Here is a 19,017-nt window from a genome sequence, read left to right as displayed (position 1 = left end):
TTCGTCAACCTGAAGGACTTCCCGGCCGGACAGTTCGGAGACTGGACCCATATCGTGCCCGCGCGTCGCAGGCTCTTCTTCTACAACAAGAACACACGAGCCGCCGCATCGGGCGAGCTCAATTCCAGTGGTGATTTCGTCCACTTGAAGGACTTCCCGGCCGGACAGTTCGGGGACTGGACCCACATCGGTTCGACCCAGGAGGGCGTTCTCTAGCACGGTAAAGCCCCCCACCTGCACCAAAAAAAACCAGGTGGGGGGCTTGATCGTGCGGCGTTACTTCTTCTTGCCCTGGGTGTTGTCGGGGATCCTGGTGAGCTGGGTTTTTGCTGGTCAGGGGCGGTGGGATCGTGCGCCTGGTGGTCGTCGTTGGTTGTCATTGGCCACTGCCGAGCGGCTTCGGACGGCCCAGAGACGGCCCAGCTTTGGACCACATCAGCGGCTTCAGCGGGCGGAAGCGTCCCGCCACTCCGCGGTGACACACCCCTCTTCCCTGTCCCACCATTCCTTGGCCACGCCGTGGTTTAGCAGCCTTTGGACCTTGGCGAGATCGGCGGTCGGCGGGACGTCCAGGGCGACCATTCCGAACCGTTCTATGCCCTCGCCGTCGACACCGAGTTCCTGGAAAGCGTTGATCACGCTCTGCCGTGCGGGTCCCGACCCGCCGTCGCGGAAGACGATGAGGCGGATGGTGCAGTTCTCGGAACGCCGAACCACTTCACCGGCCCACCGCACGCCTTCCTCGTCAGGGGTCGTGGCCACGATGTCCCCGCAAGCAATGCCTCGGACAAACCAGGGGATGTTGTCAAGCCGTGCGGTGCCGTCGCCTTGGTCGACCGCCCACAAGCTCTCTACCGACGCCGGGGGCCAGTCGTCCTCGACCTCAAGCCGGAAGTGCACCTTCACGTACGGGCCCTCGGGGTTCGTCATGGTGCCCAGGATGCACAGCCCTGCCGTGCCGGCCGCAGGTGGGTGACCGATGACGTCTGCTCAGTGTTGGGTACGGGTTCTCGTCTGCGTCTCAGCCGACGACAGTCAGCCACGATGGCGAGGACGCCAGCCGATCGCGCGCGCGTATGCCTCGCTGCACCCCCATCGGCCTCCGCCACGTTGCCGTTGCCGTCGACCAGAGCACGCTGCGACGGCCGACCCGCAACGACGGTGCCTGGGCCCTCAGCTTGGGAAGCTTGGGTGCTTCAAGGGCGGGAAGCTCGCTGACCTGCGGCGGAGCGCGTGTCGGCGCGTGCGTCCGCGGCCTGCGTTCCCCCGGTATTCCCCGTGGTTTCCCGCACGACCTGGCACGCTTCTGGCACGACCTCTCACCCCAAACTCAGCCCTGTTCAGATCCAGTTCAGGTTACAGATCGGTAGATGCATCGGCCGTCCTTCGCGTCAGCCACCTACCATGCACCGTATGTCGCTTCAGACCACAACTGTTGCAGTTCTTATCGCTTCTCCTGGTGATACTCGGGCAGAGCGAACGGCTGTCGAGGAGGCGATCCTCAACTGGAACAGTGACCACACGCTACGCTCCAAGGTGCACCTTTTGCCGCTGCGCTGGGAACTGGACGCGACACCTTTGCTGGGTCGTGGCTCCGCCCAAGAAGTGATCAACAGGCAGTTCGCAGACAGCGCCGACATCGTCATCGGCTTGTTCTACTCTCGGGTGGGCCAACCGACTGCGAACGCTGCATCCGGCACCGTCGAGGAGATTGAGCGCGCCATCGACCGTGGGGCCGCAGTGGGAGTGTTCTGTTCATCTGCGCCACTCCCAAATGACGTAGATGTCGATCAGTTGAGTGCCCTGCGCGAATTCCAGACCAGCTTGCAAGCACGCGGGCTACTGGGTTCATACGCATCGCCGGAAGATCTAAAGACGCGCGTGCGATCCTTGCTCGAAAGTGCTGTCGCCGGGATTGTCACGGACACCCCATCTGGTGCTGGCCCCACGTCAACAGAACCCAGGGCGATCCTGCGCTGTGAGTATTTGAGTGACCCGACGGGCAACCTGGACAATCGCGGTCGCCTGTCGGTGGGGCCACGGCGCCAGAGACTCAGAGTGAGCAACATTGGTACAGGAACTGCCGAAGGGTTGCGAGTGGATGTCGACCCCATCGGGGATGGCGAATCGCCAGTAATCGGCGATGACACTAGCGTGGAGCGACTACTTCACCACAGCCATTTCGATATCCGCGTCGCTCTCACGCTCGGCACCAGTCCTCAAGCCCGAGTCACGATGACATGGCAGGAACAAGGGCAGCAGTTCTCAGAGTCACAGATTATTCGGTGGATGTAACGAACTTGCGCGGCGGTTTGAACGGCAAGAGTCGAGCGAGCCCCATACTTCGTCTGAACCATTAACCGCAACCGTGCGCGGAATAGTTGTTTCCTAAATTTTCCCATCACAGCAGGAGAAACTGAATTGGCCAGTGTGCGCGAGATGATGGTATTCATGGCATCGCCTGGTGATCTCAGTGATGAACGTGAAGCAGTGCGTCGCGCTGCCGACCATGTAAATACCTTGTTCTCAGCCGTCTCCAGTGTTCGCTTGAGCGTTGCTGGCTGGGAGCACGTGCAGCCTGGCTTCGGAAGGCCTCAAGCGATCATAAATCCGCTAGTAGATCAATGTGATGTCTTTGTAGGGATGCTCAACCTCAGATGGGGCACTCCGACGGGACAATTCTCGTCCGGCTTCGAGGAAGAATACGAGCAAGCCGCACGGCGCGCCAAAGAACTGGGGCGCCCGTACCTAGCGGTCTTCTTTAAGGAAGTTCCCGAAGATCGACTCGAAGATCCTGGACAGGAGTTGACTAAGGTACTCAAGTTCCGAAGAAAACTTGAGGATGAGCACATCGCTCTCTATAAGCAATTCTCCACTATTGAGGATTTCGAGCTCAAGCTTACTCGATACCTAATTTCTGTGGTCGTAGATCAGACGCAGAATTACCCTGCAGAAATTCCGTCGCCCGAAGGAACTGTCGATAAGCAGGGAAAGGGTGATTTGCCGCGGATGGCGTCCGAACCGCAGATTGACGACGAGGCAAGGAGGCAAATTGCCAACACCTTGAAGTCTTTTCACAGACTGGCCGAGAACGGAAGGGAAGAAGGAGACGATGACCGAGACGAAGATCGACTCCTTATGTTTGCAATGGCGGCACAGCAGGAGACGGTATCTATTCCTATTCATTCCCTGAACAGGATCTACAGCAAGAGGGATGATTATGTACTCTCGGTGATGGAATGGCGGCTCCTTGTCTGGACCGTTGCAGACAATTTTCAAATAGAGAAAAATGGCAGGGTCCGCAGCTATGCACCCGGCTTTAAGATGATTGCGAGTTCATCATCCCTCGATGATCTCGAAGACATGCTCGTCTTTCAAATCCTTCGACAAAATTCCGACCTCTCAGTGGGCAAAGGTTCATTGAGTATCTTGAGAGAGATGAAAGCGCGTCCTGCCGAGTTGTGGGGGGCAGAGGAAGCTGGGGTTGGCCAGCCATCGATTTCTGGCAGTACCGTATCAGCAACGGGTCAAGCACCAATTGACAGGTGGGTGCACATACTCGAAAGCTATCAGCTCGAAGATGCTGCATTTGCATATATTTTTTCCGTGATGCGCGATTCAGATGCTCCCTTGTTGGACGCCGTAGGCGAGCGCTTGGGAGACACTTCAGCTGCCGCAAAAATTCGTGCGCTGGCCGGCCATGCGAAGGGAAGTATCGTAGAGATCGCTGAGTTGGGTGCGACGCGATATATCAGCGAAGACTCTTGCTTCGAAGAGATGGTCACTTCATCGTTGAGCCAAATGGAAATCGATCAAGTTTCATCCATTGTATCGGGGCGAGCACTTCCTGATCGTGTGATTCGTCGCGCACTCGATGTACTTTCCACGCAACGCGCCCCATCAGTAGATGAGTTCGGCAAGGTGTTGGGCACAAAGAACACGGAACTCGTGGAATTTGCCTTTGATGTTGCTTCTGGCTTGGGGGAAGAGGCCACTCAAAACCTGCTTGCCGCAGCTGCGAAGCTCAAGGATGATGGCTCTTTGGGTAAGAGTAAGAGTCGCTTGCGCTCTCTTGTGAGGACAGAGGAGGAATTGCGCGCTGAACTCTTGCAACCGTGGTCGTTCGGCGATGCTTGGTCTGCGCTTACATGGCTGGATGGTTCGGCTTTTATCGGCGAAGCGCGTGAAATTCTCGACACAAATTGCAGTAGATTTCTAGACAGTGAGAAGCTCCAGGAAGTGGGTTACAGTGAAAAACTTCAAAACTACTTGAAGTCTGATCTGAGAAAGTCTGCCCTGGAACTTCTAATGCGCCTCGGTGCCGCAGAAAGGGTGCCTGAGGATATTGATCGATTCCGAACGGAACTAGCGCGAGGTGACTTTATTACAGCCGATCGAGCGGCTCAAGCATTGGCACTTCATGGTACGCGTGAGGATGTTGGATCATTGCTCACACTTGCATCCAATAGGTATGGACGAAAGAAAGCACAGCTAATCGCTGGTGCGGTTAAGCTCGGCGGTCTCGATACGGCGAGAGAAATGGTGTCGAACGCCGACGAGCAAGTAGCCTTGGCCGGCGCCCGAGAGCTAGCCTCCGGCCCGTCCGTCCCTCTGAGCGAGCTCAAGGGCCTCCTCTACAGTACTCACGATTCCGTACGAATGGAGGCTTGGGAGGCGGTTGAAAAGCGCCTAGGTAGGGGCGAGCTTGAAGAATACCTTACAGAGTATTCTTCGCGTGAAGAGGGATACTACTATGACGTAGTCGCGGCGATGGATAGGAGGCTGTACCTTCCGCAATAGCTATAGCGCCTTCAGGAATCTGTCGATATTGATCAAGCTGACGGATCGACGATCTTTAGGGTGGACGACTATGGTGAGTTGACGCGAAACAATTTCTTGTCGCGTAGAGGCGACGAAGGAAAGTGCAATCATTTTAATCAGGCTCTCCCTGTCTAGTGACCCTACTCGTGCTAGTTCAGATCCAATCACCGGGATGGCCACTGGATCCAATCTTCCGTGGGTCCTGACGCACTCCCAGGTTGCGGTGAGACTTTTCCATAGCGCGTCGACAGAACAACTTACCCGAGAATCGTTCCGCATGTATCCGTATGCGACAGCGTAATACCGTGAGTTGCTGTTATGCAGAACTGCTACAGTGCCTACTGGGTATCGCTTGAATTTACCTCGGGGCTTTGTTGAGGCTGATTCGGTTGCAACAACAGGAGTGTGTCGCAGAAATTCATTGAGCTCGCCGTCTAGCCGAGTCACGTCGTTATAGTATTTCGACTGAAACTGGCCCTGCACGCTACGTGGATCGATCACGATTCCGTCGGTCGTGTCAGTATCAAACGTGTCTGTAAAGCCGATGACAATGTTTCCTGTTTCGTCTAAGATATCTCCACACTTGATGCGTATCGTGAATTCCGGGTGATCATAGGTCTGGGCTATGCTCAACCTCGGCCATGTGAGAAATATTCCTGTGGTAATGCAACCGACAGCGAGGGATCCCAAGATTAACCAGTCGTGCCGGGCGAGCTGAGGCCATATGGCGAGTGCTGTTTGGGATATGGCGCCAAGGATTCCAAAAGCCGCCAGGGAAGCGATGGAGACTTCACTTATTCCTTGACGGGTGAAAAGGGTTTCCCGCAATTCTTGACGCATTGCGCTCCAGTGGCACTTGGGCTGGGTCTGAACCTATTGATCATGTCATCGCCGATGGCGCTGTTCGGCATACTGCCCATAGGACTCAGCTACGACGCTATGAAGGAAGCCACTGTAGGTCGGCGCTGCGGGTTTGGCCGGTGGCCTGCCCGGTCTGGGGTCGAGCATGATCAGGGGGCCGTACGCTGGTTGGCAACTCGGGCAGGCTTTGGGCCTGACCGCAATGTGCACGAGTGGCCCCCTGGTCTTGCTCGACGCGGGCCCCGGACCGGGGAGGTGGGTAAAGCCGCGGAGCCCCCAGCCACGATGTACCCCTTTCTCTGGCATCACGTGGCTGCTGGCTGTGTGCGCGGCCCGGGCGTCGGCCGGGCTGGAGCGGGGCGGAGACAGAGCGCAGGCCCGGCCGGGGGCCGGGCCGCGCGCGGGGAGCGGAGCGAGCCGCCTTGAACCCGTGAAGAAGGTTGTTACTCAGGTCGCGTCGTGATGCGCCACAGGGGCGCGTCGTACTGCTCAGGGCGGCGGTTGATGAGCAGCTTGCGTAGGTCCTGGCGCTGGTTGCCGTTGAGGTTCAGGGCCTCGGTGATGTGGCGGAACGTCGTGTGGGTGATTCCGCGGTCCAGGGCTTCGGCCTCGAACTGCTCCAGCTGGGCCAGGACTGCATCCGGGGTCAGCTTCAGCGGCGCCCGCTCGTTGAGCCACGCGGCCTTGTTACGTTCGTAGTCGATCTCCGAGTAGCCGCAGATTTCACGGCTGTGCGTCTCCACCTCGTCGAGGCTCTCCGTCGAGATGACGGCTCGGGCCAGCCGGTTTCGGCTCAACGCCTCGTCCATATCCGCCTCGTGGACTGTCGGCCCTTCGTCCGTGAGCGATACGGGAAGTCCAGCGTCCCGCACTTCACACGTACCCCGCGCTCCTCGTGCAGTCGCCGCGAGCATCCCGGTTGCCTCGGACGGGTGCCATTCCAGGACTGAGCTGATCGACTCCGTGTCCTTCGCTGTGAAGGTGTGGACCAGAAGACCCAGCATGTCGCACAGGTCTTCGGACGGAAGTTCGCCGTCCAGACCGGGCCCGGCGACCAGGAGACGGATGGGCGCATTCACCTGACAGCACGCGGCCAGAGTCAGGGCGTCAGCAAGGGGGCTCTTGAGAGTCGGCTCGTCGCCTCGGGCCAGGATGTCGCCGCCGACGTCCAGGAGGTCGATCGACGTGGGTTCCAAGTGGCTCACCAGCTCGTCGAGTTGGCGAGCCACGCCTGCGGCGCCCTGGTAGGGATCGATCAGTGCGAACGTGTGCCGAAGCTCTGCCGCCAGTCGAGGAAGAGTAGAACCCGCCGGAGCGATCGGGCGGGCTTCTGCCGGCACTGCCGAGACGGACGGGGTGAGTTGTTCGAGGCCGGTGAAGTCGTGGACGCCTCGGGGGCCCGGGACCGGATCGACGAGCAAACGGTCCCACGCGTACGTGAGGATCACCGCCTGGTCCTCGTCGCCGTACAGGGCGGCATCAAGCATTACGGCGGCGACTGCGTCGCCCCCTCCTCCTGCTGCGACGATCAACCGCGTCATGCGGACAGCGTACGGGGTCGAACATTTGCCACCCACCCTATAGTGGCTAGAGGCCATAGCCACTTGGACAAGGAGGGGGCATGCCTCAGATCGAGGAGGCTCAGCCGAAGTATCTCCAGATCGCGCACTTCATCCGGGATCAGATCCTGCGGGGAGATCTGCGGCCGGGGGACGAGGTTCCTTCGGAACGGCAGCTTGCTGCGGACTGGAAGGTGTCGCGGCCGACGGCGGCCCGTTCGCTGGAGGCTCTGAGCCATCAGGGCCTGGTCGAGAAGCGGCAAGGGTCGGGCACGTACGTGCGGAGCCTCGAAGTGAACAGGCGCGCGCGGGAGTTGTACGGGCGGGCCAGGCAGACGGGGAAGATCTACACCTCGGGTGAGTACGCGGTCATCACGTCTGCGGGCTGGCTGGAGGCGCCGGACCACGTCGCTGAGGCGTTGGGCCTGGCCAAGGATCGGCGAGCCGTGCACCGCCGGCGCATCACCAACAACCAGGACGGGCCCATCACTCTCTCCACCTCGTGGTTCGCCCCAGATGTCGGCCAGAAGGCGCCCAAGCTCCTGGATCCCGAACGGATCCAGGAAGGCACCCTGATGTACGTCGAGAACATGACGGGGCGCCAGGGAAGCTACGCCGAGGACCGCATGTGCGCGCGGGCTGCCACGGACGAGGAATCGGCAGACCTGCAACTTGCTCCTGGCTCAGCCGTGTTGATCGTCCATCACGTCGTATTCGACCTCCAGGACCGGCCGTTGGAGTTTGCCGAAGCCACCTACCCGCCGCACCGTTGGGCGTTCGAGCAGGGCTACCCACTCGCCTGATGAGTCATCAGTTCCGTCGAACCGCTTGCACGCCACGAGTGGCTAATGCCACTATCCAGTAAGTGGCTAAGGCCACTTGATCGGAAGGGGGCACGGCGTGACGGGTCAGCGGCCGGAACAGGACGCGCGCTTAGCTTGCCGGGGTTGCCGGGGACGCGGTTGGAAGCGCGTCAGCTCGCGTACGGCGCTGGCGCTCTCCACCGTCAACGACCGTGCCCGTGCCACATCAAAGCGACGGTGCCTCGACTGCGACGGCACCGGCAGGGAGTGAGCACGGATGGCCTACACAATCGACCGCCACCCGGGCCCGGACGCACCGCGACTCGGAGCGATGGTCTTGCATCCCATCGCGGAGTCCGTGCCCCGGGCCCGGCGCTGGTTCCAGAAGTTCATCGCCCCGTACAACCCGGCCTGCTCGGTCGACGACTGCGCACTGATGATCTCCGAACTGGTCACCAATGCCATCGTCTACGGACGGTCGGATGATCCGTGGGTCGTGCGGGTGGAGTGGTTCCGCGAGGGAGCCTCGCTGCGCGTGGAGGTGCACAATCCCGGATTCCCGGCGAACGTGCGCGTGCGCCGACCAGACGCCAACGATGCGCATGGCCGCGGTCTCCTCCTGGTCGACTCCATCGCCGACTCCTGGCACTCCGGCCCGAGCCACTTCGGCGGTACGGTCGTGTCTTTCGTGATGGCCGATGCCTGGCCGTCTTGATGCGCAACCCCGTCTGTTCTGACGCTCGAACTGTCGCTAGTCTGGTTGACCAGTTGACTTGGCCAATCACGACAGGCGGCGTTCATGGCGTATGAGGTGGAGGCACCGAAGTACGTTCGCCTCGCGCAGACGATTCAGCGTCGCATCGAGGACGGGACGTATCCGCCGGGCACCCGCGTCCCCAGTGAGAACCAGCTGGTGCAGGCCTTCGGAATGTCCCGCCCGACCGTCGTACGGGCGCTGGAGCTGCTGAAGCGGGATGGCTGGCTGGAGTCCCGGCAGGGCTTCGGCACGATCGTGCGTGGTCGGCCGGCCGTCGCCGAGCAGAGGGACCGTCGGGGCCGTGAGGCGCTGGAGCGCGATGAGTCGCTGACCTCGGGACGCCTGGTCGAAGTCGGCCAGATCCCGGTGCCCGCCCGCGTCGCTTCCGCACTCGGGCTGCCAAAGCGGGCCAAGGTCCTTGTGCGCCGATTCCTTGTCGAAGCGGACGGCGAGGCTGTCGAGTTGGTCTCGTCGTACTTCCCCGCCGGCCTGGTCGATGGCACCGAGCTGGACAGTCCTGAGGCCATGCCTGGCAGCCCCCGTGAGCACCTGGAAGCCCGGAAGAGGATCCGCTTCGATCACGTCACGGAGCGGGTCTCTGCTCGACTGCCGGAAGGCGACGAAGCCGAGCTGCTCGACTTGCCAGTGGGTGTACCTGTCCTGAGCGTCCTCGTCATCGCGTGTGACGCTTCCGGGCAGGCGCTGCAAGTCTCTGACGTGCTGCTTCCTGCTGATCGACAGGAACTCGAAGACACCTATCGCTTGAACTAAGCCTCGTTTGAGGCCAGTTCCTCTCAATCTCCACTTGACAAGTCAACCTGGCATCCTTAGCTTCGAACTTGCTAAGTCAACTTGTCAGGTGACAGGTTGATCGACATCCGAAGAAGGAGAAATCCCTGTGCGTGTGATCCGCATCGACACCTCTGCCGCGACGATCCTGCTCACCGAAGCCCCGGCACCGAAGGTGCGCGACCGGCAGACTGGTGAGATCGCCAAGGACGCCGTCAGCGGAGAGGCGCTCATGACGGTTGGCGTCGTCTTCATCGACGAAGGCGAGTCGTCTCTGGTCCAGGTCACCATCCCCGAGAGCGGGGTGACGGACGGCCTGACCGTCGGGGCTCCCGTCTCGCTGCCGGGGCTCATCGCCCGTCCGTGGGAGAGCGTGTTCAACGGCCAGCAGCGGCACGGCATCGCCTACCGGGCCACCGCTGTTGCTCCCGGCGCCTTCCCGATGGCTCAGGCGGGCTGATCGAGGTGACCGACCTGATGACGGTGGCCGAGGTTGGCGGGGCGCTTGCTGCGATAGGCGGCGCGGCCTATGCCCGGCACGCTCACCCGGCGGCGTACTGGTCCACGGTCGGGCTTCCGGTCTCGGTGGCCCGGCTCCTGATCTCATACTCCTCGACGATGGACGCGTGCGGCCTCACGGTCGAGCCGTCTCGCTGGCGTGCACTGGCTGTCAGGGCAACTACCCGCCGTGAGGTCCGGCCCGTCCCGCCTCGCCGGGGTCTGGTCCGGCCCACCTCGACTGGCCTGCGTCTCCGGCTTCGTCTGGCTCCGGGCCAGGAGCCGGCGGATGTGGCGGTTTCGGCCGAACGGCTCCGGCACGCTTGGGGTGTACACGCCGTGTACGTCCGGGACATCAAGCCCGGCGTCGTCGAACTGCGGCTCGTCGGCTTCGATGTTCTGCGGAAGGTCCGGATGCCTCGCCGGACCGAAGGAGGCCACCTCCGGGTTCCGGTGGCTCTGCGGGAGGACGCGACCGCGTTCGTACGCGACTACCGCGCCGTACCGCATGAACTCGTCCTCGGGGCCACGCTGTCCGGTAAGTCCATGTACCTGCGCAACCTGCTCACCGGCCTGGCCTCTCAGCCGGTGGTGCTGGTCGGCATCGACTGCAAGCGTGGGGTTGAGCTGGCACCGTTCGCTCCCCGGCTTTCTGCACTGGCGACCGATCCGGAACAGGCGGCCGAGCTGCTCCCCGTCCTCGTAAAGGAAATGGAGAACCGATACGACCTGATCAAGGCCCGGCAGGGCATCGCACCCGGCACCCCTGATGAGCTGATCACTTCGGACATCTGGGGCCTGCCCGAGAGCGAACGCCCCGCACCGCTCGTCCTGTTCATCGACGAGGTGGCCGAACTCTTCCTCGTCGCCACACGGAAGGAGGAAGAGCGGCGGGACGAGATGGTCACCCAGCTCATCCGCCTCGCCCAGCTGGGCCGCGCCGCCGGCATCTACCTGGAGGTCTGCGGGCAGCGCTTCGGCGCCGAGCTGGGCAAGGGCGCCACAATGCTCCGGGCGCAGCTCACCGGCCGCGTCTGCCACCGAGTCAACGACGAAGCCTCCGCCAAGATGGCGCTCGGCGACATCGCCCCTGAGGCTGTCTTCGCGGCCTGCGCCATCGCCTCCGAGCTGCCCGGCCTGGCCGTGGTCGGCGATACGTCCGGCGGCTGGTCCCGCATCCGCACTCCGTATCTCTCCCTCACCGACGCTGCGGCCACCTGTCGCGAGACGGCCCACCTCGCCCCCGACGTACCGGCGCTCGCACCCTTCCGGCCGTACGTCCCGCCAGTCGCGCCGGTCCCCGTGCAGGGCTCCGGGCCGGTAGCCACTCCACGCCCGGTCGCCGAGTAGCCGCACCCGCTCCCACGGTCGGCGTGGCCGTCCCGCGCCGAGTCCTTACCCCCTCATGCCCGCATCCGGAAGGAGTGGCGCCGTGCGTGCCCTGCCCGTCCGCGTTGACGCCGTACTCGTCCAAGCACTGATCGCCGCCGCGCTGTCCTTCGCCCACCTGCACGACCTGGCCTCGGCCGCCGGACAGCACGGCTGGAAGGCGTGGGCCTACCCGGTCTCCGTCGACCTGCTGATGGTGGCGGCCTGGCGACGGCTCCGCTCCGGCGAGGCGAAAGCGGCCGGGTGGTGCTGGTTCCTCGTCGCGCTGACCGCGTCGCTCGGCGCCAACGTCGCCACCGCCGGCCTGCTCGACCTGGACGACGTACCGGCCTGGCTACGCATCCTCGTCGCGGGCTGGCCCGCCGTCGCATTCCTGGGCGGGACCCTCCTCGCTCATGGAGCACCGAAGCCGGTTAAGGCTCCGGCGACGGTGCCCGAACGGCCCTCGACGGTCGCAGTACCGGAACCCATCGCCGAAGAGAGCGAACCGCCTGAGACGGCGGCCGAACTGCCTCCGACCGAACCGGAGTCGGCCCGGCCGTCGCCGTCCCCGGTGCCACCCGCCCTCGTCGATCTGGCCCGCAAGGTCGCCAACGAACACCGCGCCCGGACCGGGACCCCCATCGACACCTCAACACTTCGCGCCCGGCTCGGCGTACCGATGCCGCTCGCCGAAGCCATCGCAACCCAACTCACCTGACACCGGAGGAACTTCCCCCGTGCGCCCCTCCACGCTCCGCGCGCTGAAACGAGCCGCCGAGCTCACCCGACAGAACCGCCTCACCGAAGCCGTGCTGATCGCCGAGCCGGTCATCCTCGCCGCCGACAGCTACGAGGGCGACGAGATCTTGCGCTGGCTCGCCCAGCACGTCACCGACTTCACCGGCGAGACGAAGAAGGAGACCGACTGATGCCCGCCAACCGCCGCTTCCGCCGAGTCGTCCGTATCGGCCCCGTCCAGGTCGCCACCTACTACGACAGCCGGGGTCGCGAGAAACACACCGCCGCCTGCACGGCTCCGCGCTGCGGCTTCTCCACCGACTACGACAGCCGGGCCGCCGCCGAGCTGGCCGCCCGTACGCACCGCTGCCGCGTCCGCTGACCCGCTGAGGAGACCCCGTGACCGTCTCGCTCCCGCTCGTCTTCGTCCTGGGTGTCATCGCCTGGGCCGCGATCAAGTTCCTCGGCGTCCGCCTCTGGGTCGCCGTCGTGATCGCGCTGTTCGGCTTCTGGCTCTCGCACACCGTCCTCGCCCCGGCCATCGAATCCGGCACCCGCACCGGGGTCGACGTCGTCAACGGCACCCACAAGTGACAAGGAGTCCCACGATGTTCCGCCCCAAGCTGCCCGACACCCCCCACGTTCCGAGCATCACCACGCACATCCCGCACGACCACGCACCCGTCCCGGCTCCTTCCGCCGGCCGCCCGGTCGCCCCGTACGTGAGCGTCGGGGTCGGCGCGGTCGCCGCCGTGGTCGTCGTGGGCGTCGTACTCACCGCGCTCCTGGCGGCGGTCGCCGTCTCGGCCGTGTCCGTGGCCATCGCCGCCGTAGTCCTGCGCTCGCTCGTCAGCGGCGCGAACAAGCGCTGACCGGCCTCCGGGGCGGCAACAACGCCGCCAAGCATCCCGCCGCCCCGGGGCCGTCCCTCCCAACCGCCGAAACAGCCGAAAGGAAGTCCCATCATCACCCGGCAGACTCCGCCCCCGCTGGCGGAACTCTCCATGCTGGCCTCGCTCGGCACCATGCCCGAACTGGCCCACCAACTCTCCGGCCTGGGCGGTTGCACCCATCCCGTCCGCCTCGACGGCCACCGCACTGAGTACGCGGTCAACGAGACAACCGGCGAGATCGGCCGAGTCCTGCACCACCTGGACTCCGCCACCCTCCCCGCCGGTCAGCTCCTCGTCCGCTGCAACAACCGCCGCGCAACCCGCTGCGCCGCCTGCGCCGAGACGTATCGCCGCGACACCTACCACCTGATCACCGCCGGACTCCACGGCGGCAAGGGCACCTCGGAACAGGTCGCCACGCACCCCCGGGTCTTCGCCACGTTCACCGCTCCGAGCTTCGGGCCGGTCCACAACCGCCCGAGCGGCGGACGAGACTGCCGCTGCGGCACCCGCCACGACGAGCAGGATCCCGCGCTAGGTACGCCTCTCGCTCCGGACACGTACGACTACGAAGCGGCCGTGCTCTGGAACGCGCATGCCGGTGCCCTGTGGCGGCGCTTCTCGATCTACCTTCGTCGGGAGGTCGCCAAGCGCGCCGGCCTCACCCAACGGGCGTTCCGTCATCACGCGCGGATCTCCTTCGCGAAGGTGGCCGAGTACCAGAGACGCGGTGCCGTCCACTTCCATGCCGTAATCCGCCTCGACGGGCCCGAGGGAGGAGACACCACGCCACCCGCGTGGGCCACGGCCGATCTGCTCAGCGACGCCATCCAAGCCGCAGCTACGGCCGCCCGTGTCGCGGGACCGGAAGTGGACGGCCGGGCGCACAGCTTCGTCTTCGGTCGTCAACTCGACGTCCGCCCCATCCGCTCCGCCGACTTCGACGACGGCCAGGAGCTGACCGAGCGAGCCGTGGCGGCGTACATCGCCAAGTACGCCACCAAAGGCGCCGAAACGGCGACCGGCACCCTGGACCGCCCGATCCGCTTCCTCGCCGAGCTGGCTCAAACCCGGATCAGCGACCACGCCCAGCGCATGATCCGCACAGCATGGTCTCTCGGCGGACGTCGAGAGTTGGCGGACCTCCGCCTTCGAGCCTGGGCGCACATGCTCGGCTTCCGCGGCCACTTCTCCACCAAGTCCCGCCGCTACTCCACCACCCTCGGCGCCCTGCGTGATGCCCGGGCCGACTGGCGCCGTGCACAGGCCGTGCCGACTGTCCCGGAGGACGGCGAAACCACGCTCGTCCTCGCTCACTGGGTGTTCGCCGGAACTGGCCTGAGTGCAGCAGAGACATGGCTCGCTGCCTCCCTCGAACCCGCCCCTGGAACGGAAGGAGAGCCCACCCATGGCTGACCGACGCCGTTCCTCGGCGGAAATGGCAGCCGCATCGCGCGCCCTGCCCTCGCGGTTCCTGACTCCTGACGACCTGGTGGAGATGTTCGAGCTGCCCAGCGTCGAGACTGTCTACCAGTGGCGCCGCAAGCGCACCGGCCCCCGAGGCTTCCGCGTCGGCCGGCACCTCCGCTTCGACCCGGCGGACGTGCAGGCCTGGGTGGACGCCCAGCGTGAAGGGGTGGCTGCCTGATGGCTGGGCACATCCAAGACCGCTGGTACAAGACCGAGGTCGGGCCTGATGGCAAGACACGCAAGGTCAAGAGCGAGCGCTACGGCACGGGTATGCGCTATCGCGCTCGCTACGTCGGCCCGGACGGCACTGAGAAGTCGAAGAGCTTCCCCGACCGGCAGAAGCGGCTGGCTGAACAGTGGCTGGCTCACACTGAGGCGGACATGGCGCGCGGGCAGTACATCGACCCGCGCGCGGCCCGGATCACGTTCCAGCAGTACGCCGAGAACTGGGTGACCCACGCGCCGGATCCGAACACCCAGGCGTCGATGGAGTCGCAGCTTCGGCTGCACGCCTTTCCGTACCTGGGCTCGCGTCCTCTTGGCTCCTTCCAGCCCGCTCACATACGTGACTGGGTGAGGCAGCTACAGGAGAACGGTGTCCGTGGCTCGTACGCTCGGACGATCTACTCCAACGTGCGGGCAGCTCTGAGCGCGGCCGTGGACGACGGGCACCTTCCCCGGAACCCGTGCGCTGCCCGCTCGGTCCGGCCGCCCACCGTGGACAACAAGCGCGTCGTCCCGTGGACAGCGGAACGGGTCTTCGCCGTCCGGGCCGGCATGCCCGAGCGGTACCAGACCATGGTTGACCTGGGCGGCGGCTGCGGGCTTCGTCAGGGCGAGATCCTGGGCGTCGCCGTCGACGCCATCGACTTGGCGGCGAACACGCTCCACGTTGTCCAGCAGCTGAAGCTGAGCCGCAGCAAGCCTGTGTTCGCTCCGCCCAAGGGCGGCAAGCTGCGGGACGTACCGCTTCCCGGGCCGGTCGCCGATGCGCTCCGGGAGCACATGAAGCGGTTCCCGCCGGGCGAGATCACCTTGCCGTGGAAGGTGGCAGACGGGCCTCCGGTGACCAAGCGACTGATCTTCACCGGGCCGCGTGGTGGGCACGTCTGGCGGACTTCCCTCAACGAGGAAGTGTGGAAGCGTGCGCTGGCCTCGGCGGATGTGATCCCCGACCGGAAGCCCGGCGAGTCGTACGCGGAGTCCCGCGAGAACGGCATGCATGCTCTCCGCCACTTCTACGCCTCGGTGCTCTTGGACGCCGGAGAGAACATCAAGGCCCTCGCCGAGTACCTCGGCCACTCGGACCCTGGCCTGACGCTCCGCGTGTACGCGCACCTCATGCCTTCCAGCCAGGAGCGTACTCGGAAGGCAATTGAAAGCACTTACAAGGCGATGCACTTACGGACCAAACAAGGAAAGCGGAAGACGTAAGCCGGAAAACGCAACCTGGAAGCTTAGCCGGAAAGCCAAACCGGAGAGCCAAGCCGGAGACCTAAGAGAATCCCCTTACAAGGAAAGAGGGCTCCTTGGCTAACGCACAACAGCAGCATCCTGGAGAACAGGGCGATACGAGATGACACAGGAGGGCGCCAGGCAACACGATGCGACACCGGACGGCACGGAGCGGCGTGGAGCGGCATGGAGCGATGCAGGGCGACACGGAGCGGCACGAGGCGACTCTGGAAAGATTGGAGAGTCTTGAAAGTCTCCAAGAGAAGTTGGAGCGCCCTAGCTGTCCACGATCGTGGACAATCCGTCTACGAAAACGAACAAGGCGGCTTTTAGCTGCGCGTTTGTCTGGCGCGTGATGACTATGGGAAAGTTCCAGCGGCATGCGAATGCCGCCCGGGCAGGGGCGGCATTCGTCTCCATTGCCACGTCCCAGAAATCACCTTGGCAAGTGAACCGAGCACAGCTGGAGTGCCCTATGGTCCCACGCGTCGGCGTGACCGTCGACATCCACCCCCGCGATCTGCCGATCGCTCTCATCGGCACAGCCGGCGGCGCGCTCGCCCTCTGGGCCGACGCTCCCGCCGAGATCGCCGTCCCCGTGGTGCTCCTGATCGTCCTCGACATCCGCGTACGCCGCTGGCGCCGACGCACCTGACGGCCCACAGGCGGCCCAGCCCCACCAAGAAGCCCCCGCCCCGCGAAGAAACCGCAGGTCGGGGGCTTACTGGCGTCGAGTTACTTCTTCTTGCCCTGGTTCTTGACCGCCTCAATGGCAGCCGCAGCCGCCTCCGGGTCCAGGTACTTGCCCCCCGGCGTCACCGGCTTGAAGTCGGCGTCGAGCTCGTAGTAGAGCGGGATGCCCGTGGGGATGTTCAGGCCGGCGATGTCGGCGTCGGAGATGCCGTCGAGGTGCTTGACCAGGGCGCGGAGGCTGTTGCCGTGGGCGGCGACGAGGACCGTGCGGCCGGTCAGGAGGTCGGGGACGATGCCGTCGTACCAGTACGGGAGCATGCGGACGACGACGTCCTTGAGGCACTCCGTGCGCGGGCGCAGCTCCGGGGGGATCGTCGCGTAGCGGGGGTCGTCCGACTGGGAGAACTCCGTGCCGTCCTCGAGCGCGGGCGGCGGGGTGTCGTACGAGCGGCGCCACAGCATGAACTGCTCCTCGCCGAACTCGGCGAGGGTCTGGGCCTTGTCCTTGCCCTGGAGGGCGCCGTAGTGACGCTCGTTGAGGCGCCACGAGCGGTGGACGGGGATCCAGTGGCGGTCGGCCGACTCCAGCGCCAGCTGCGCCGTGCGGATCGCTCGCTTCTGGAGGGACGTGTGGACCACGTCGGGGAGAAGATCGGCGTCCTTCAGGAGCTCGCCACCGCGGACCGCCTCCTTCTCGCCCTTCTCGTTGAGGTTGACGTCCACCCAGCCGGTGAACAGGTTCTTCGCGTTCCATTCGCTCTCGCCGTGGCGGAGGAGGATCAGCTTGTACGGTGCGTCGGCCATGCGTCCGAGCGTAATCGAAGGCTTTGGCCGGGTGCTCCCCGCGCTCGAAGAGCGGACGGTTGACGGGATCTGTTAATCCAGTGGCCTCCCGGACGGGCGCGCTTGTAAGTTGCGGGGGCCGCCCGAGGTTCTTACATCGGCACTTGCATCGGTACTTGCATCGGTTCTTACATCCGTGGGGGATTCCTGTGTCCATCGCCGCCCTGAGACGCGCCACCCGCGAGACCGTCTCCGGGCTCCCCCGCGAGTTCTGGTGGCTGTGGACCAGCACCCTGGTGAACCGGCTGGGTGCCTTCGTAGCGACCTTCATGGCGTTGTACCTCACCCTCGATCGCGGCTACTCCGCCACCTACGCCGGCCTCGTCGCCGCGCTGCACGGCCTCGGCGGCGTCATCTCGTCGATCGGGGCCGGGGTCATGACCGACCGGCTCGGGCGGCGGCCCACCCTTCTCGTGGCCCAGGCCTCCACCGCCGTGTCCGTGGCGTTGCTCGGGTTCGTGCACCACCCCGTCGCCATCGCCGCCGTCGCCTTCCTCGTCGGCGCGACCTCCAACGCCTCCCGGCCCGCCGTGCAGGCGATGATGGCCGACATCGTGCGGCCCGAGGACCGGGTGCGCGCCTTCTCGCTCAACTACTGGGCCATCAACCTCGGCTTCGCCATCTCCTCCATGGCCGCCGGGTTCATCGCCGAGGTCAGCTATCTCGCCGGGTTCCTGATCGAGGCGGGGATGACGGCCGTCTGCGCGGTCGTCGTGTTCGTCAAGCTGCCCGAGTCGCGGCCCCGGCTCACCAAGACGGACGAGAGTGGCGAGGAGGTCCGGCTCGGGACCGTCCTGCGCGACGGGCGCTTCATGAGCATCGTCGGGCTGTCCTTCCTCGTCGCCTTCGTCTTCCAGCAGGGCTCGGTGGGACTGCCGATCGCCATGGGCGACGCCGGGTTCTCGCCCGCCGACTACGGTCTCGCCATCGCCATCAACGGCGTCCTGATCGTCGCGCTCCAGATCCCGGTCACCCGGTTCATCGAGCGACGCGACGCCGGGCGGATCCTCATCGTCTCGTCCCTGCTCGCCGGGTACGGCTTCGGGCTCACCGCCTTCGCCGGGTCGGTCGGCGTCTTCGCGCTGACCGTGTGCGTGTGGACGCTCGGCGAGATGCTGAACGCGCCCACCCAGACCGGCCTCGTCGTCCGCCTCTCCCCCACCCAGGGACGCGGCCGCTACCAGGGCATGTACACCCTCTCCTGGTCGGTGGCGGCGCTGGTCGCGCCCCTCACGTCCGGCCTCGTCATCGACCGGTTCGGGGCCGAGTGGCTGTGGGGGATGTGCGCGGTCGTCGGCACGGTGGCGGCGGTCGGGTACGGCATGCTCATGCGGCGACTGCCGGCGGAGGCACCGGCCACCGACCCGGCGCCCACCGACCCGGCGCCCATCGACGCGAAGCCCGAGGTCAGCCCGGCCTGACCACACCCCGGCCTGACCACACCCGGCCCACCGCACGGACCCCTC

The 19,017-nt window shown here is 64.8% G+C and carries 22 protein-coding genes; 18 read left to right on the top strand and 4 right to left on the bottom strand.

Features of this window, described 5'->3' with window-relative positions; translation table 11 throughout:
* Positions 1–216: hypothetical protein (locus tag BLU79_RS48065; RefSeq protein ID WP_177000867.1), on the top strand; the 216-nt coding region annotated here is incomplete at its 5' end.
* A gap of 228 nt (positions 217–444) precedes the next feature.
* On the opposite strand, the gene BLU79_RS04825 is transcribed toward BLU79_RS48065, so the two are convergent.
* Positions 445–930: a DUF4265 domain-containing protein gene (locus tag BLU79_RS04825; protein WP_093904348.1), complete on the bottom strand. Its 486-nt coding sequence runs from the start codon at positions 928–930 to the stop codon at positions 445–447.
* A 483-nt stretch (positions 931–1,413) separates the two neighbouring features.
* On the opposite strand from BLU79_RS04825, the gene BLU79_RS47795 reads away from it, so the two are divergent.
* Together BLU79_RS47795 and BLU79_RS04820 are read left to right on the top strand one after the other, a co-directional pair.
* Complete coding sequence (locus tag BLU79_RS47795) at positions 1,414–2,295, top strand: hypothetical protein (protein WP_143052456.1); 882 nt, start codon at positions 1,414–1,416, stop codon at positions 2,293–2,295.
* A 135-nt stretch (positions 2,296–2,430) separates the two neighbouring features.
* Positions 2,431–4,800, top strand: a complete 2,370-nt coding sequence (locus BLU79_RS04820) for a DUF4062 domain-containing protein (RefSeq protein ID WP_093904347.1) — start codon at positions 2,431–2,433, stop codon at positions 4,798–4,800.
* On the opposite strand, the gene BLU79_RS49865 is transcribed toward BLU79_RS04820, so the two are convergent.
* Complete coding sequence (locus BLU79_RS49865; RefSeq protein ID WP_371131809.1) at positions 4,801–5,661, bottom strand: macro domain-containing protein; 861 nt, start codon at positions 5,659–5,661, stop codon at positions 4,801–4,803.
* Positions 5,662–6,125: 464 nt separating this feature from the next.
* A complete protein-coding gene (locus BLU79_RS04815) occupies positions 6,126–7,223 on the bottom strand; it encodes a DUF1152 domain-containing protein (protein ID WP_093904346.1) in 1,098 nt (365 codons plus the stop codon).
* 80 nt (positions 7,224–7,303) lie between these two features.
* Between BLU79_RS04815 and BLU79_RS04810 the strand changes: the two genes are divergently transcribed.
* The 14 genes from BLU79_RS04810 to BLU79_RS04745 all read left to right on the top strand — a co-directional run bounded on the left by BLU79_RS04810 (position 7,304) and on the right by BLU79_RS04745 (position 16,670).
* A complete protein-coding gene (locus BLU79_RS04810) occupies positions 7,304–8,044 on the top strand; it encodes a GntR family transcriptional regulator (RefSeq protein ID WP_093904345.1) in 741 nt (246 codons plus the stop codon).
* A gap of 277 nt (positions 8,045–8,321) precedes the next feature.
* On the top strand, positions 8,322–8,759 hold the full coding sequence (locus BLU79_RS04805) for an ATP-binding protein (protein WP_093904344.1): 438 nt from the start codon (positions 8,322–8,324) through the stop codon (positions 8,757–8,759).
* Positions 8,760–8,843: 84 nt separating this feature from the next.
* On the top strand, positions 8,844–9,572 hold the full coding sequence (locus tag BLU79_RS04800; protein ID WP_093904343.1) for a GntR family transcriptional regulator: 729 nt from the start codon (positions 8,844–8,846) through the stop codon (positions 9,570–9,572).
* A 127-nt stretch (positions 9,573–9,699) separates the two neighbouring features.
* The gene (locus BLU79_RS04795) at positions 9,700–10,050 is read left to right on the top strand and encodes an SCO3933 family regulatory protein (protein WP_093904342.1); all 351 of its coding nucleotides are present in this window, start codon (positions 9,700–9,702) and stop codon (positions 10,048–10,050) included.
* Between the two features lie 5 nt (positions 10,051–10,055).
* On the top strand, positions 10,056–11,438 hold the full coding sequence (locus tag BLU79_RS04790) for an FtsK/SpoIIIE domain-containing protein (RefSeq protein WP_093904341.1): 1,383 nt from the start codon (positions 10,056–10,058) through the stop codon (positions 11,436–11,438).
* An 82-nt stretch (positions 11,439–11,520) separates the two neighbouring features.
* Positions 11,521–12,177 carry a DUF2637 domain-containing protein gene (locus BLU79_RS04785; protein WP_093904340.1) on the top strand — a complete coding sequence of 219 codons (657 nt, stop codon included), beginning with the start codon at positions 11,521–11,523 and terminating at the stop codon, positions 12,175–12,177.
* A gap of 19 nt (positions 12,178–12,196) precedes the next feature.
* Positions 12,197–12,388 (top strand): RING finger protein, encoded by a 192-nt coding sequence (locus tag BLU79_RS04780; protein WP_093904339.1) that lies wholly within the window; start codon positions 12,197–12,199, stop codon positions 12,386–12,388.
* Positions 12,388–12,579 carry a mobile element transfer protein gene (locus tag BLU79_RS04775; protein ID WP_093904338.1) on the top strand — a complete coding sequence of 64 codons (192 nt, stop codon included), beginning with the start codon at positions 12,388–12,390 and terminating at the stop codon, positions 12,577–12,579. The genes BLU79_RS04780 and BLU79_RS04775 overlap by 1 nt, the downstream gene beginning before the upstream one ends.
* 17 nt (positions 12,580–12,596) lie before the next feature.
* On the top strand, positions 12,597–12,791 hold the full coding sequence (locus BLU79_RS04770; RefSeq protein WP_093904337.1) for a hypothetical protein: 195 nt from the start codon (positions 12,597–12,599) through the stop codon (positions 12,789–12,791).
* A gap of 14 nt (positions 12,792–12,805) precedes the next feature.
* Positions 12,806–13,069 (top strand): SpdD protein, encoded by a 264-nt coding sequence (locus BLU79_RS04765; RefSeq protein ID WP_093904336.1) that lies wholly within the window; start codon positions 12,806–12,808, stop codon positions 13,067–13,069.
* Positions 13,070–13,201: 132 nt separating this feature from the next.
* On the top strand, positions 13,202–14,506 hold the full coding sequence (locus BLU79_RS04760) for a replication initiator (protein ID WP_093904335.1): 1,305 nt from the start codon (positions 13,202–13,204) through the stop codon (positions 14,504–14,506).
* Positions 14,499–14,738 carry a helix-turn-helix transcriptional regulator gene (locus tag BLU79_RS04755; protein ID WP_093904334.1) on the top strand — a complete coding sequence of 80 codons (240 nt, stop codon included), beginning with the start codon at positions 14,499–14,501 and terminating at the stop codon, positions 14,736–14,738. The genes BLU79_RS04760 and BLU79_RS04755 overlap by 8 nt, the downstream gene beginning before the upstream one ends.
* Entirely contained in the window at positions 14,738–15,994 is a 1,257-nt protein-coding gene (locus BLU79_RS04750) for a tyrosine-type recombinase/integrase (RefSeq protein ID WP_093904333.1), read from the top strand. The genes BLU79_RS04755 and BLU79_RS04750 overlap by 1 nt, the downstream gene beginning before the upstream one ends.
* A 496-nt stretch (positions 15,995–16,490) precedes the next feature.
* Positions 16,491–16,670: a hypothetical protein gene (locus tag BLU79_RS04745; RefSeq protein ID WP_093904332.1), complete on the top strand. Its 180-nt coding sequence runs from the start codon at positions 16,491–16,493 to the stop codon at positions 16,668–16,670.
* Positions 16,671–16,750: 80 nt separating this feature from the next.
* On the opposite strand, the gene BLU79_RS04740 is transcribed toward BLU79_RS04745, so the two are convergent.
* Positions 16,751–17,512, bottom strand: a complete 762-nt coding sequence (locus tag BLU79_RS04740; protein WP_093904331.1) for a phosphoglyceromutase — start codon at positions 17,510–17,512, stop codon at positions 16,751–16,753.
* A gap of 188 nt (positions 17,513–17,700) precedes the next feature.
* Between BLU79_RS04740 and BLU79_RS04735 the strand changes: the two genes are divergently transcribed.
* Positions 17,701–18,972 (top strand): MDR family MFS transporter, encoded by a 1,272-nt coding sequence (locus BLU79_RS04735; protein ID WP_093904330.1) that lies wholly within the window; start codon positions 17,701–17,703, stop codon positions 18,970–18,972.
* Positions 18,973–19,017: the final 45 nt, after the last annotated feature.

Source organism: Streptomyces sp. cf386, from assembly GCF_900103585.1.
Classification (GTDB): Bacteria; Actinomycetota; Actinomycetes; order Streptomycetales; family Streptomycetaceae; genus Streptomyces.
This window is presented reverse-complemented; position numbering and strand designations above follow the sequence as displayed.

Bases quoted from the DNA above. Each gene is read 5' to 3' on its own strand.
- BLU79_RS04755 (WP_093904334.1), top strand. From the start codon at position 14,499: ATGGCTGACCGACGCCGTTCCTCGGCGGAAATGGCAGCCGCATCGCGC.
- BLU79_RS04825 (WP_093904348.1), bottom strand. From the start codon at position 930: ATGACGAACCCCGAGGGCCCGTACGTGAAGGTGCACTTCCGGCTTGAG.
- BLU79_RS04800 (WP_093904343.1), top strand. From the start codon at position 8,844: ATGGCGTATGAGGTGGAGGCACCGAAGTACGTTCGCCTCGCGCAGACG.
- BLU79_RS04750 (WP_093904333.1), top strand. From the start codon at position 14,738: ATGGCTGGGCACATCCAAGACCGCTGGTACAAGACCGAGGTCGGGCCT.
- BLU79_RS04760 (WP_093904335.1), top strand. From the start codon at position 13,202: ATGCTGGCCTCGCTCGGCACCATGCCCGAACTGGCCCACCAACTCTCC.
- BLU79_RS04740 (WP_093904331.1), bottom strand. From the start codon at position 17,512: ATGGCCGACGCACCGTACAAGCTGATCCTCCTCCGCCACGGCGAGAGC.
- BLU79_RS49865 (WP_371131809.1), bottom strand. From the start codon at position 5,661: ATGCGTCAAGAATTGCGGGAAACCCTTTTCACCCGTCAAGGAATAAGT.
- BLU79_RS04775 (WP_093904338.1), top strand. From the start codon at position 12,388: ATGCCCGCCAACCGCCGCTTCCGCCGAGTCGTCCGTATCGGCCCCGTC.
- BLU79_RS47795 (WP_143052456.1), top strand. From the start codon at position 1,414: ATGTCGCTTCAGACCACAACTGTTGCAGTTCTTATCGCTTCTCCTGGT.
- BLU79_RS04815 (WP_093904346.1), bottom strand. From the start codon at position 7,223: ATGACGCGGTTGATCGTCGCAGCAGGAGGAGGGGGCGACGCAGTCGCC.
- BLU79_RS04810 (WP_093904345.1), top strand. From the start codon at position 7,304: ATGCCTCAGATCGAGGAGGCTCAGCCGAAGTATCTCCAGATCGCGCAC.
- BLU79_RS04745 (WP_093904332.1), top strand. From the start codon at position 16,491: ATGGTCCCACGCGTCGGCGTGACCGTCGACATCCACCCCCGCGATCTG.
- BLU79_RS04765 (WP_093904336.1), top strand. From the start codon at position 12,806: ATGTTCCGCCCCAAGCTGCCCGACACCCCCCACGTTCCGAGCATCACC.
- BLU79_RS04805 (WP_093904344.1), top strand. From the start codon at position 8,322: ATGGCCTACACAATCGACCGCCACCCGGGCCCGGACGCACCGCGACTC.